Here is a 12,181-nt window from a genome sequence, read left to right on the forward strand (position 1 = left end):
GTTGGCGGCAAGGGCCGTTTCGGGCGACTTGGGCAATGCGGGAAGTGTTCTTAAAAATACCTGTGTATTTTTAAAGTGATGGCCCTGGCCGGGCCTGGGAGCCGCCATGGATTTTCTCGCCGATGCGCTGTTGCTTTCGCGGGTGCAGTTCGCCCTGACCACGGCCTTCCATATCCTGTTCCCACCGCTCACCATCGGTCTGGCCGTCTATCTCGTCGTGCTGGAAGGCCTGTGGCTGCGGACCCGCGATCTGGCCTATTACCGCCAGTTCCGGTTCTGGTCCGGGCTTTTTGCCGTCAATTTTGCCGTGGGCGTGGTCTCGGGCATCCCGCTGGAATTCCAGTTCGGCACCAACTGGGGGCCGTTTTCCGCCACGGTCGGCAACTTCTTCGGCCAGGTGCTGGGGTTTGAAGGCACCATGGCCTTCATGCTGGAATCGGCCTTCCTCTACATCATGCTTTTCGGCTGGAAGCGCGTCGGCCCCAGGATGCACTTTTTCGCCACCATCATGGTCTGCTTCGCCGCCTCGCTGTCGGCCTTCTGGATTCTGGTGGCCAACTCCTGGATGCAGACCCCGTCCGGGGGCCATATCGCAAATGGCGTGTTCGTGGTCACCGATTACCTGGCCGCCATCTTCTCTCCGGACCTGCCCCTGGCCTTTTCCCACATGTATCTGGCCTGCCTGGAGCTGACGGCTTTTGTCGTGGGCGCAGTCTCGGGCGTCTACGTCCTTTGGGGCCGCCATACCGCCTTTTTCCTGCGGTCGTTCAAGTTCGCGGCTCTGGCCGCCGTGGTGCTCGCGCCGCTGCAAGCCCTGGTCGGGGACTTAAACGGCCAGGAGATCGGCCGCATCCAGCCGGCCAAGGTGGCGGCCATCGAATCCCACTGGGACACCAACAAACCCGGGACCGGCGCGGCCTGGCACGTCATCGCCTGGCCCGATCCCGAGGCCGAACGCAACGTGTTCGCCATTTCCATTCCCGATGTCCTAAGCCTGCTCATCACCCACGACCCCACCGGCATTGTGCCCGGGCTCAAGGATTTTCCCAAGCAGGACCGGCCGCCCATCGTGCTGCCGTTTTACTCCTTCCGGCTGATGGTGGGCGTGGGCACGGCCATGATCGCGGTCATGGCCTGGACGATCCTCTTGTGGCGCGGGGGCCGGCTCACCGTGGAACGGGCCGGGCAAAACCGGCTGCTCTTCCTGTCATGGGCGCTTATGGCCCCTGGGGCCTACGTGGCCGTGATCATGGGCTGGGTCACCCGGGAGGTCGGCCGCCAGCCCTGGCTGGCCTATGGACTCATCCGCACCGAAAACGGCCATTCGGCCTTGTCGGCCGGCGAGGTCGGGCTCTCCTTGGCCGGATTTTGCGTCGCCTACACCCTGCTCTTCGGGCTTTTCATCCATTTCATGGGCAAACGCCTGCGCCGGGGACCGGACTTGGACGAGCTGCCGCCCCCGGCCCACCGGCCGAAGCCGGCTGTTGGCTAAATTGCCGGCTTTGTTGCCGTATTTGCGATTTTAAACCGCGCCGTCCGCGCCGATGGAGGCACCCGTGACCCTCGCCGACGTCTGGTACTGGATACTGGCCTTGCTCCTGTGGCTCTACGTCTTCACCGACGGCTTCGACCTCGGGGTCGGCATCCTGTGTCTGGTGGAGCAAAACGAACCGCGCCGCAGCGTCATGATCGAAACCGTGGAAGGGGTGTGGCACGCCAACCAGACCTGGCTGGTCATGCTCGGGGGCGTGCTTTTCGGCGCGTTTCCCCTGGTCTACGGCACGGTGCTGGCCGCGCTCTATCTGCCGGCCGGGTTTCTGCTTTTTGCGCTCATGACCCGGGGCATGGGCATCGAGTACCGCCCGGAAACCGACGATCCCCGGTTCTGGAGCCAGGTCTTCGGCTGGGGCAGCGTGGCCGTCACCGTGGCCCACGGCCTGCTCCTGGGGGCCATCCTCCAGGGCATGCCCTTTGACGGCCTGCGCTACCTGGGCGGCCCCCTGGACTGGCTGGCCCCGTTCCCCATCCTGGTGGCTGTGACGCTGCTTTGCCTCTATCCCATGTTCGCCGCCGCCTGGCTGGTGCTCAAGACCGAGGGCGAGCTTCAGGACGCGGCCCGGTTGTGGGGTATCCGTTTCGGCTCGGCCGCCGTGGCCTGCCTGGTCTTGCTTGTCGGCTACATTGCCCTGGACGGCTCTCTGGGCCATCTGGTCGGCCGGCCGGGGCAGGGCGGGCTGTCGCCGCTTTTCGTGCTGCTGCTGGTCGTGGCCGTGCTCAACGCGGCGCTGTATTTCCGGGCCCTGGGCAAGGGCTGGGAGCATCGCCCGCTCATGTACTGCGCCGCCATGCTGGCCTTTGTCTTTTTGGCCTTTGGCCTGAACCTGTTCCCGCTTATCGTGCCGCCGGCCGTCACCGCCGCCTCGGCCGCCGCGCCCGACGACATGCTGCGGGTCATGCTCTATGTCATTGGCGGGCTCATGCCCGTGGTCCTTTTCTACAACGCCTACCAATACCGGGTTTTTCGCGGCAAGGCCGTGCCCGGGGAAGAGGCCTAGCCGCTTGAACGCCCCTGTCTGCCCCGCCCCCGAGCACCGGGGGCTGGCCCTTACCGTCTATCTGGCCCTGTCGCGCACGCCCCACGGCCTGCTCGACCTGGCCGGCCCGTTTTGCGCCGCCCTGCTGTGCCGGGGCGGGCTGCCGCCCGTCTCCGTGGTCATCCTGGGCATCGTCACGGTCTTTGCCGGCTACACCGCCGTCTATGCCCTAAACGACATCGTGGACTACCGCTCCGACAAGCTCCAGCTCGAAGGCAGCGGCGAGGACGAGCGCGTCAACTACCTCGACGCGGCCTTTATCCGCCATCCCCTGGCCCGGGGCTGCCTGTCCCTGCCCGGGGCCGTTGTCTGGTTCGTCTGCTGGGCCGTGGTCGCCTTTGCCGGGGCCTATGCCCTCAATCCGGTCTGTGCCGTCCTTTTGATCGTCGGCTGCCTGCTCGAAACCGCCTATTGCCTGCTTTTGACCGTCACCCACCTGCGGGCGCTTATTAACGGCGTGGTCAAGTCCCTTGGCCCCCTGGCCGCCGCCTACGCCGTGGTCCCGGAGCCGTCGCCCTGGTTCCTGGCCGGCCTGTGCGCCTGGGTGTTTGCCTGGGAGATCGGCGGCCAGAACATCCCGGCCGACTGGCACGACGCCCGGCGCGACGCCATCTTTGGCGCGCGCACCGTGCCCGTGGTCCTGGGCGGCCGCCGGGCCAGCCGGCTGGCCGTGGTCATGCTCGGGATCAGCCTGATTGTTTCCGCGCCGCTTCTGGCCCTTTCCCCCCTGGCCGTGTCCGCGCCGCTAGTGCTGGCCGCCGTCCTGGGCGGGGCCTGGCTCATGCTGCCGCCGGCCGTCTCCCTGGCCGCCAGCCTCGACGACGCCCAGGCAGCATCGCTTTTCAACCGGGCCAGCGCCTACCCCGCCCTGGTCCTGGCCATGCTGGTGCTCCATCTGCTGACGCGCTGACCCATGCGGTTCGGCGATTGACGAACCTGGGCGTTTCAGCAAGAGTGTCGCAAGGTCAAACCCTTGCCCGCTGTTCCGGGAGCGCCCATGCCGCCCGAATCCGCCGCCTGGACCGAACTGTTGCCCCCGTTGCTCGCCCGGGAAGAACCTTGGCTCATGGAGCGCGTCCTGGTCCATGCCAAGGCCCAGGGCTACACGGCCTACACCTCCACCCTGGTCGAAGCCTGGCGCGTGTCCGTGGCCGGACTGTCCGCCGCCGTGGCCGCTGCTCTGGCCGGCGACCCTTGTCGTCTGGCCGACTACCCGGCTGACGCCTCCAATCCCGACGATCCCGTCACCGCCTTTGCCGTGCGCGAGGCCGCCCTGCACCGCCAGCGCGGCATCTCCCTGGCCATGTTCTGGGGGCTGCTCAAATATTACCGGCAGGCCTATCTGGAACTCCTGGACGCCCGGGCCGACGTCCTGGGCGAGGGCCTGGCCCAGGCTCGATCCTTTGTCGCCGCCTGCTTCGAGCGCATGGAATACGCCTTTGTCCTGCGCTGGGAGGAACTCTCGGAAAAAGGCCTTCACGACGCCCTGGCCCGGGAAAACCGCGCCCTGGCCAACGAGAAGAACAAATACCTCACCGTCTTCGAGACCGTGCCCCACGCCCTGTTCCTCCTCGACGCGGACGGGGCGCTGGATAACGCCAATGCCCTGGCCCTGGCCCTGCTCGGCCGGGAGTCCGCCTGCGGCGCGCTCTATTACGGCGGCTTCTCGCCCCAGGGCGAAGACGCCTGCCCCGAACTGCTCGGCCGGCCCCTGACCGAGCTGCTTCCCTGGCTGGCCCCGGCCCTGGACGCGCCGGTCGGGCAGGTGGCAAGCCGCCTGCCCGTCGAGATCGTCGTGGAAATCGACCAAGCGGACCGCCACTACAGCGTCGTGGCCGAAACCCTGCGCGACGTGTCCGGCAAATTCGCCGGCAAGGTGGTCCTTTGCCGTGACGTCACCGAGCGCCGGGCCACCGAGAACGCCCTGGCCCGTAGCGAGGAACTCTACCGCTCCCTGGTGGAAGCCATGCACCAGGGCGTGGCCGTGCTGTCCCCCGAAGGCCGGGTCGATTTCGCCAACCAGACCCTGTGCGACCTCCTTGGCCGGCCCATGGACGCGGTCATCAGCCAGCCATTATTCGCCTTCCTGCGCCCCGAAGACCACGGCCGCTTCATGGAATCCCTGGCCGCCCGGGCCCAGGGGCAGGCCGATCCCTACGAGTTGCGCCTGCGCCGGCCCGACGGCCGCTCCGTGGTCATCATGGCCTCGCCCTCGCCCCTGGTCGGGCCGGACGGCGACTACCAGGGGTCCCTTGAGGTCTTTACCGACGTCACCCGGCTGCGCCAGCTCGAACTCCAGCTCGCCACGGCCAAACGCCTGGAAGCCATCGGTCAGCTCGCCGGCGGCGTGGCCCACGAAATCAACACCCCCCTGCAATACCTGGCCGGCAACCTCGACTTCGCCCAAAACGGCCTGGCCCACGTCCTGACGCTGCTTGACAAATACGAAACCGCCCTGGCCCAGGCTGAAGCCGGCCCCGGCCTGGACGCGGCCAAGGCCGCCATCGACGCCTTCCGCCGCGACAACGACCTGGAAATGCTGCTGGCCGAGCTGCCCCAGGCCCTGGCCGAAAGCCGCCACGGGGCCGAGCGCGTGGCCGCTTTCGTGCGCTCCATCAAACGCTTCGCCCAGACCGAATCCGTCGGCCGCCGGGCCATCGACGTCAACGAAGCCATCCGGGCCACCGTCGAAGTCGCCAAAAGCGCCCAGGAATACCCCATCACCATGTGCACGGACCTGGCTAACGACCTGCCGCCGCTGCCCTGCGTGCCCGGCGACTTCAACCAGCTCCTGCTGTGCCTGCTAATAAACGCCGCCCAGGCCATCGAACCCAAGCCCGATGCCAACGGCCGCATCGACATCGTCAGCCGCCGCCAAGGCCAAGCCATCGCCATCACCGTAGCCGACACCGGCAAAGGCATCCCGGCCGAACTCCAAGACAAGATCTTCGACCCCTTCTTCACCACCCGCGACGTCGGCAAAGGCGGCGGCCAAGGCCTGGCCATCGCTCTGTCCATCGTCCAGAAACACAAAGGCGACATCCGCTTCGCCTCCGAACCCGGCCAGGGAACGACGTTTTGCGTAACGTTTCCTTTGGAGTGATGGTGGGTTATGAGGGGGGTGGAAGGCGAAGAATGCTTCCGGCGGCCAAAGGGGGTGACCCCCTTTGGAAACCCCGAATGGGCGCGGCAAGGGGCAGGCCGGTTGCACTAGAGGCCTGAGAGCAGACCCCTTTTGGCGAAAGACCGCCGAGAGGGGCATATCGGTCCCCTCCTGTTGATCAAGCGCAAGACATGGCGAAGCGGCCGGATCGGCGCGAGGCTTTGATCGCGCCGATCCGGCCGCTTCGCTGGCGTGCCGTCCGCCGAACCAACCAACCGACCATCCCCATGTCGGGGGTCCGGGGGGCTGAGCCTCCCGGCCGCCGGAGGCATCTTCTTCTTTTTCTTCTTCCTCTTCTACTACTTCCTAACTAATCGTCGTGGGGCGGGAAGGTCAAAGCCGCGCCGAACCAGCCGATGACGGAGACGATGGGCAAAAGCGCCAGCACGACCAGCACGAAGCCGATGTGGCTGCCGGCTTCGGCCATGATGTCGGGGGTCTTGACGCTTTCAATAAACGTCCACAGCAGGGCCAGGAACAGCACGGGCGTGGCGGCGAGTTTGATCATGATGGGGGTTACCCGGGCGCTGGCGTAGTTGAGCCACCAGGTGAACAGGCCAGTGACGATGGCCACGGGCGTGAAGACCAGGCCCAGGCCGAGCAGCACGGGCAGGGCGGCGGCGAAGGCTTGTTTGCCGGTGATAAGCGCCAGCAGCAGGCACAGGGGGGCGGCGGTGCAAAAGGCGATGGGGAAGTGGACGGTCATGGGGTGGGGGTGGCGCTTGAGCATGGGGAAGCGCTTCATGCACTTGGCCAGCCAGGGCGGCACGCGGTCGGCGGCGGACTCGGGCTTAAGGGCCGGGGCGTCGAGGAGGCCGACCCGGGGGAAGCGTTCCAGCACGTCGGGGCTGTGGGGGGCCTGGGAGAGTTCGAGGCCCATGTCGCCGCCGGCGTGGTGGCGGTTCATGTGTTTGCCGGCTTTCCACAGGCGGCTGGCGGAGACGTCGTAGACCACGCCGTTGTAGGCGAGGTAGGTGGGTTTGCCGTCGGTTCCGTCGAAGGCGGCCAATTCCTGGGGCGTGAAGCGTTTTTCCGGGTTCTGGCTCATGCGGTGCTCCTTTGGAGGGCGGGCTGGTCGATGATGTCGAACTTGCGCAGTTCGGCCAGGACGGCGTCGCTGGTGAAGGGTTTGGGGAGAAACGACAGGGCCTGGCCTTGGAAGAAGGCCCGGTAGACGTTTCTGGAGTCGTCGGCGGCGGAGACCATGATGACCTTGGCGGCGTCGGCCGGGCCGACGTGCTGCTCGTGTTCCAGGTGGCGCATGGCTTCCAGGGCCTGGTGTCCGTCCATGGCCGGCATCATGACGTCGATGAAGATGACGTCGTAGGGCGTGCCGGCGCGAAGGGCCTGGGCGAAGGCGTCGAGGCCTTCACGGCCGTTGGCGGCCAGTTCGCAGGCCGCGAACGGGGCAAGGATTTCCGCCAGGAAGCGTTTGGTCACGGGGTCGTCGTCGATGATGAGCGCGCGCAGCATGGTATATCCCGATAAAGCGGTCAGAGCTCGGCGAAAGCCGGCCCCGAAGCCTACCAGAAACGCCTTCGGCGTCAACAGCCGGGGGCGATTATCGACGCCAGCGCTTCGTTAATGGCTCAGGACGCGAACGCGGCGGCGGCCGCGGGGTGTCCGGCCAGGCCGCAGTAGCCGGACTCGCCGCCCGTGGTCCGCCACATCATGCACATGCTCCCCTGGCAGAATTTCATCTTGTCGTCGTGGGTTTTAAGCAGCGGACAGAACTTGAACTTGGCGTCGTTTTCGTTGACGAGCATGGCGGTTTCCTTGGTCAGGTTGGGGTTTTGGAGTTCAGGGCCGCAGCCAGCAGGGTGACGTCGTCGGCCAGCGGCGTTTCGCCCCGGAAGGCGTCGAGGGCGTCCATGAGGGCCTGGCAGACGGCCTGGGGGCCGAAGGGGGCGGATTTCGCCAGCACGGCCCGGGTGCGATCCTTGCCGAACATCTCGTCTTCGGCGTTGCGGGCTTCCCAGAGGCCGTCGGAGCCGATGAGGATGATCGTGCCCGGGGCGAGGTCGGCGATATGCCCGGTGGCGTAGACGGCGTCGTCCATGGCCCCGAGGATCAGGCCCTTGCAGGACAGTTCCGAGGTCTGGCCGGTGGCCGGATCGTGGACCAGGGCCGGGTCGTGGCCGGCACGGGCAAAGGCGGCGCGACGGCCGGCCGGGTCGATCTCCAGGTAAAAGAGCGTCATGAAGCGGCCGGTGCCCATGGTGTCGCGGGCCAGCTCTCGGTTGACGTCGGTCAGTATCTCGCCGGGTGTGCCCGGGGCGGCGGCGCGCGGCCGCAGCAGCGCCCGGGCGGTGGTCATGAGCAGGGCGGCTTCCAGGCCATGGCCGGTGACGTCGCCCACGGCCAGGCCGACGAGGCCGGCTTTGGGACCGTCGAAGGGCAGGATGTCGTAATAGTCGCCGCCCGTGGCGTCGCAGTAGCGGCAGGCGGCCCCCAGGGCCAGGCCGTCGATGTCCGGTGGCTGGCCGGGCAGCAGGCTGCGCTGGATCTCGCTGGCCAGGGCCACGGATTCGCACAGGCGCACGTGGGCGTCGAGGGTGGGGGCGAGCTCGTTGAAGACCCGGCCGAGTTCGGCGATCTCATCGTGACCTTTGACCGGAACCCGGGCGGTGAAGTCGCGGGCGGCCAGGCGGCGGGCCATGTCCGTGAGCACGAGGATGGGCCGGGTGACGACCCGGGAGGCGGCCAGGGAGACGAAGGCCAGGCCGAGCATGACCGCGCCGGCGATAAACGAGCCTATGATGTAGAGGCGGCGGATGCTCGTGTCCACGTCGCCGGCCACGGCCGCGGCCTCGGCCAGGACGTCGTCCACCGGGGCGAGCTGCAGCAGGGCTTCGTTTTCGCCGGTTTTGGCGTAGGCGGCCAAAACCTCGCGGCCGTTGTAGGGCAGGCGGACCACGCCGGAGGTTCCGGCGGCCACGTCCAGGGCCATGACGGCCAGGGTGGCTTCGTCCGGCGAGGCCAGGGGCGCGGGGTGGACAAAGGCCTGCCAGCCGTGGCCGCCCCGGGCGGCGCGCACCACCTCGCCGGCCTCGACCAGAAGGCGCGGCGCGCCCTTGTCGTCCGGCGCGGCCACGACGAGCAGGCTTTCGATGTCCGGGGCAATGTGGCCGGGGCTGCTGACCGAGGCGAGCAGGTCGGACAGCGGGGTGAAGATGGCCGTGGCCCCGATGACGCCGCCGTCCGGGCGACGCACCGGGGCGGCCACCACCACGGACACGCGTCCGGTGCCGGGTTCGCCCTGGGGCTGCCCCCAGACCGGCGCGTCGGCGGCGATGGCGGCCTGATACCAGGGGGCGCTTAACGGACTGGCCCGCCGGGGCCAGCCCGGCACGGCCGGATAGACGGCCACCGTGCCGTCGGCCAGGATAGTGTCCTGAAAATGGGCCAGGGGGCCGACCAGGGCGGCAATGCGCTTAAGCGGCCGGGCGAGGCCGGCCAGGGCGGCGGCGTCCGGCGGGAGGGCTTCGGCGCTGGCTTCGGGCGGCAGACGCAGGAGCACCCGGCCGGGATCGATGGGCAGGGGCAGGCGGCGGCCTTCGAGATCGACACGGTAATAGCCCGGCGTTTCGACAAAGCCTTCGTGGTCGGGGTGGTCGGCGCGGCCCATGCCCATGTTCATGGGCATGGCCGGCAGGGCGGTGGTGATGACGGCCTGTTTGTGAGGGTCCAGGGTCTTGTCCGGCGGCGCGGCCAGGGCCTGGGCCACGGCGTCGGCCTGGAGGGCCGCGGCCAGGGCCAGGGTCTGGCGGCGGGCGGCCAGCAGCCGGGCGTGGTCTTCCACGGTGCGGCCCAGGCGCGTCTTGGCCTCGGCCACCAGATGCGCCCCGACCCGGCTCGACAGGCGTTCGGCCAGACGCGACAAGGCCAGCTGGCTGTTGACGCGAAGGACGATCAACGGGACCAGCGACAGGGCGGCCAGCAGCCAGAAGAGCTTCCAGCGGATGCGCACGGCGACTCCGGGGGCTAGTGTCGCGTTCCTTAAAAAATACGAGAGTATTTTTTAAGAAAAAAATGGTTTTAGCTCGTTGACTACAAAATATCCTATACGCTTTTCGCGGACGCGACACTACGCGGACGGTCAGGCCTCGGGGGAGGCGGCGCCCTCCATTTCCAAAAAGGCGGCCAGGATCACCTTGGGGCCGAAATTGGGAAAATTGACCCGGTATTTGCCGTCGTCCAGGACGCCGATGACCTTGCCGCGCCCGAAAATCTTGTGGCGGCAATAGCCCAGCGTCGACGGGTCCGGGGCCGGGCGCGGGGCCGGGGCGTCCTCCCGGGCCGGCAGCCGGGCCGAGAGCGGGGCCGAGGTGGCCCGGCGCATGGGCTGGCGCGTGAAGGATTGGGCGGAGGAACTGGCGGCCGTGGGCGCGGGGCAGGCAAAGCTGGCCGCGCCGGAGCCCCCCAGGCGTTCGCGGCGCTCGGCCAGCAAGCCCTGGGGCAGTTCGCGCAGAAAAATGCTCGGCATGGCTGGGGCGCAGCCGCCTCCCTGGCGCTGGTAAAGCGTCTCCGGGGAAAAAAGCCCGAGATAGTCCCGGGCGCGGGTGCAGGCCACGTAGAGCAGCCGGCGTTCCTCTTCCAGGTCCTCGGCCCGGGACAGGGCGTGGCGCGAGGGGAAACGTTCGTCCACCAGATCGATAATGAGCACGGCCGACCATTCCAGGCCCTTGGAGGAGTGGACCGTGGACAGCACCAGATGGCCTTCGCGGGCCTTTTTGCGGTCCTCGTCCGGGTTTTCCAGGACAAGGTCGGCCAGGAAGGCGTCGAGGTCGGCGTAGGCGGCGGCGATCTGTTCGAGCTGGTCTAGGCCGGCCTGGCGGCGCGGATAGTCGTCGGGGTATCTTTCGGTCAAAAGCGGGGCATAGGCCTCAATGACCTTGGAGAGCAGCTCCTGGGGCGAGGGCGGCAGGGCGCGCAGGGCGTCGAGAAATTCGATCAGCGCCTTGAATTCGCCCGATTTGGCCGCCATCTTGCCGAGCATCGCCCGGTCGCCGGCCCGGATGGCCTCGAAGATCCTGGTGGCCGTTTTGGGGCCGATGCCCGGCACGAAGGCCAGCACCCGGGACCAGGCCGGAAAGTCGGCCGTGTTGCGGGCCAGACGCAGGTAGGCCAGCACGTCCTTGATGTGAGCGGCTTCGGAGAATTTCTGGCCGCCGTACTTCTGGAAGGGGATGCCGGCTTTGCCGAGCTCCACTTCCAGGGCGTAGGACTGGTAGCCGGCCCTAAACAGCACGGCGATCTCATGCAGCGGGAAGGTGGCCGAGAGTTCCTTGACCTTGGCCGCCACCATGGACGCCTGGGTGAGGTCGGAAAAGGGCCGCATGCACTGGGGCTGGGGGCCGTCCTCGCGGGTGGTGAAGAGATGTTTTTCGAACTTGCGTCCGGCTCCGGCCAGCACGGCGTTGGTGAGATTCAAAATGGGCTGGGTGGAGCGGTAGTTGCGTTCCAGCTTGATGAGCTTGGTGCCCGGGAACAGGCTCGGGAAATCCAGGATGTTGTCCACCGACGCGCCGCGAAAGGCGTAGATGGATTGGGCATCGTCGCCCACGGCCATGACGTTGCCGCCTTCCGGGGCAAGAAGGCGCGTAAGCCTGGCCTGGACCTTGTTGGTGTCCTGATACTCATCGACCATGACATGGCTGTGACGGGCGCGAATGAGCGCGCCGGGGCCGGCGGGGTCGGCCAGGAGCCGCTCCAGGGTGAAGAGCAGGTCGTCGTAGTCGAGGAGATTGTGCTCGGCCTTGAACGCGCCGTAGGCCTGTCCAAGGCTCGTGATGGCCTCGGCGTAGGGCAGCAGGTGAAAGGCTTCCCGGGCGATGACGTCGCCGACTTCCAACTCCTTGTTGCGGGCCTTGGAGAGCAGGCCCAGGATGGCCGATTTGCGGGGAAACGACCGGTCGCCCTTGCCCAGGCCCAGCCGGTCCTTGCACTGGCCGAGGATGTCCTCGCAGTCGGCGGCGTCGAGGCAGGTGAAGCCGCCGGGAAAACCGGCGGCCTCGCTGTAGCGGCGCAGCGCGGCAAAGGCAAAGGCGTGGAAGGTGCCGCCGGCCACGCCCGAGATGCCTTGGGCCCCAAGGGCCAAGAGCAGCCCGGCCCGGGTCAGCATCTCCTGGGCGGCCTTGCGGGTAAAGGTCAAAAGCAGGATGGAGGCCGGCTCCACGCCCTTGAGCACCAGATGGGCCAGACGGTAGACAATGGTGCGGGTCTTGCCGCTGCCGGCGCCGGCGATGACCAGGACCGGCCCTTCGGTGGTGCTGACGGCCTCAAGCTGGGCGGGGTTCAGTTCGTTTGTGCAGTCCATGATTTTCGTTGTTGGGGTACGAGGTTCCCGCCTGCGGCGGCTGTTTGGCCGCTGATCGTGTGTCGCGGAGCAGGCTGGCCATGTGGCTATGTGGCTGTCGCGTTA

9 protein-coding genes are annotated in these 12,181 nt (G+C 67.5%); 4 read left to right on the top strand and 5 right to left on the bottom strand.

Annotation, left to right across the window (positions count from 1 at the left end; translation table 11 throughout):
• Positions 1-106 precede the first annotated feature (106 nt).
• From DMR_RS03315 to DMR_RS03330, 4 genes are all read left to right on the top strand, one after another.
• A complete protein-coding gene (locus DMR_RS03315) occupies positions 107-1,492 on the top strand; it encodes a cytochrome ubiquinol oxidase subunit I (protein WP_012750262.1) in 1,386 nt (461 codons plus the stop codon).
• Positions 1,493-1,556: 64 nt separating this feature from the next.
• Complete coding sequence (cydB, locus tag DMR_RS03320) at positions 1,557-2,555, top strand: cytochrome d ubiquinol oxidase subunit II (RefSeq protein WP_232502870.1); 999 nt, start codon at positions 1,557-1,559, stop codon at positions 2,553-2,555.
• Between the two features lie 4 nt (positions 2,556-2,559).
• Positions 2,560-3,504 (top strand): UbiA family prenyltransferase, encoded by a 945-nt coding sequence (locus tag DMR_RS03325; RefSeq protein WP_012750264.1) that lies wholly within the window; start codon positions 2,560-2,562, stop codon positions 3,502-3,504.
• Between the two features lie 87 nt (positions 3,505-3,591).
• Positions 3,592-5,697, top strand: coding sequence for a PAS domain-containing sensor histidine kinase (locus DMR_RS03330; RefSeq protein WP_012750265.1), 2,106 nt, complete (start codon positions 3,592-3,594; stop codon positions 5,695-5,697).
• 370 nt (positions 5,698-6,067) lie between these two features.
• On the opposite strand, the gene DMR_RS03335 is transcribed toward DMR_RS03330, so the two are convergent.
• From DMR_RS03335 to DMR_RS03350, 5 genes are all read right to left on the bottom strand, one after another.
• Positions 6,068-6,805, bottom strand: coding sequence for a DUF2231 domain-containing protein (locus DMR_RS03335; protein WP_012750266.1), 738 nt, complete (start codon positions 6,803-6,805; stop codon positions 6,068-6,070).
• A complete protein-coding gene (locus DMR_RS03340) occupies positions 6,802-7,230 on the bottom strand; it encodes a response regulator (RefSeq protein WP_012750267.1) in 429 nt (142 codons plus the stop codon). Before DMR_RS03340 ends, DMR_RS03335 begins: the two co-directional genes overlap by 4 nt.
• Before the next feature lie 116 nt (positions 7,231-7,346).
• On the bottom strand, positions 7,347-7,523 hold the full coding sequence (locus DMR_RS25000) for a hypothetical protein (protein WP_173362473.1): 177 nt from the start codon (positions 7,521-7,523) through the stop codon (positions 7,347-7,349).
• Between the two features lie 14 nt (positions 7,524-7,537).
• Positions 7,538-9,727, bottom strand: a complete 2,190-nt coding sequence (locus tag DMR_RS25540; RefSeq protein ID WP_012750268.1) for a SpoIIE family protein phosphatase — start codon at positions 9,725-9,727, stop codon at positions 7,538-7,540.
• A 129-nt stretch (positions 9,728-9,856) separates the two neighbouring features.
• Positions 9,857-12,076, bottom strand: a complete 2,220-nt coding sequence (locus DMR_RS03350) for an ATP-dependent helicase (protein ID WP_012750269.1) — start codon at positions 12,074-12,076, stop codon at positions 9,857-9,859.
• Between the last annotated feature and the right edge of the window lie 105 nt (positions 12,077-12,181).

Source organism: Solidesulfovibrio magneticus RS-1, from assembly GCF_000010665.1.
GTDB lineage: Bacteria > Desulfobacterota > Desulfovibrionia > Desulfovibrionales > Desulfovibrionaceae > Solidesulfovibrio > Solidesulfovibrio magneticus.

Bases quoted from the DNA above. Each gene is read 5' to 3' on its own strand.
- DMR_RS03315 (WP_012750262.1), top strand. From the start codon at position 107: ATGGATTTTCTCGCCGATGCGCTGTTGCTTTCGCGGGTGCAGTTCGCC.
- DMR_RS25000 (WP_173362473.1), bottom strand. From the start codon at position 7,523: ATGCTCGTCAACGAAAACGACGCCAAGTTCAAGTTCTGTCCGCTGCTT.
- DMR_RS03330 (WP_012750265.1), top strand. From the start codon at position 3,592: ATGCCGCCCGAATCCGCCGCCTGGACCGAACTGTTGCCCCCGTTGCTC.
- DMR_RS03350 (WP_012750269.1), bottom strand. From the start codon at position 12,076: ATGGACTGCACAAACGAACTGAACCCCGCCCAGCTTGAGGCCGTCAGC.
- DMR_RS03340 (WP_012750267.1), bottom strand. From the start codon at position 7,230: ATGCTGCGCGCGCTCATCATCGACGACGACCCCGTGACCAAACGCTTC.
- DMR_RS03335 (WP_012750266.1), bottom strand. From the start codon at position 6,805: ATGAGCCAGAACCCGGAAAAACGCTTCACGCCCCAGGAATTGGCCGCC.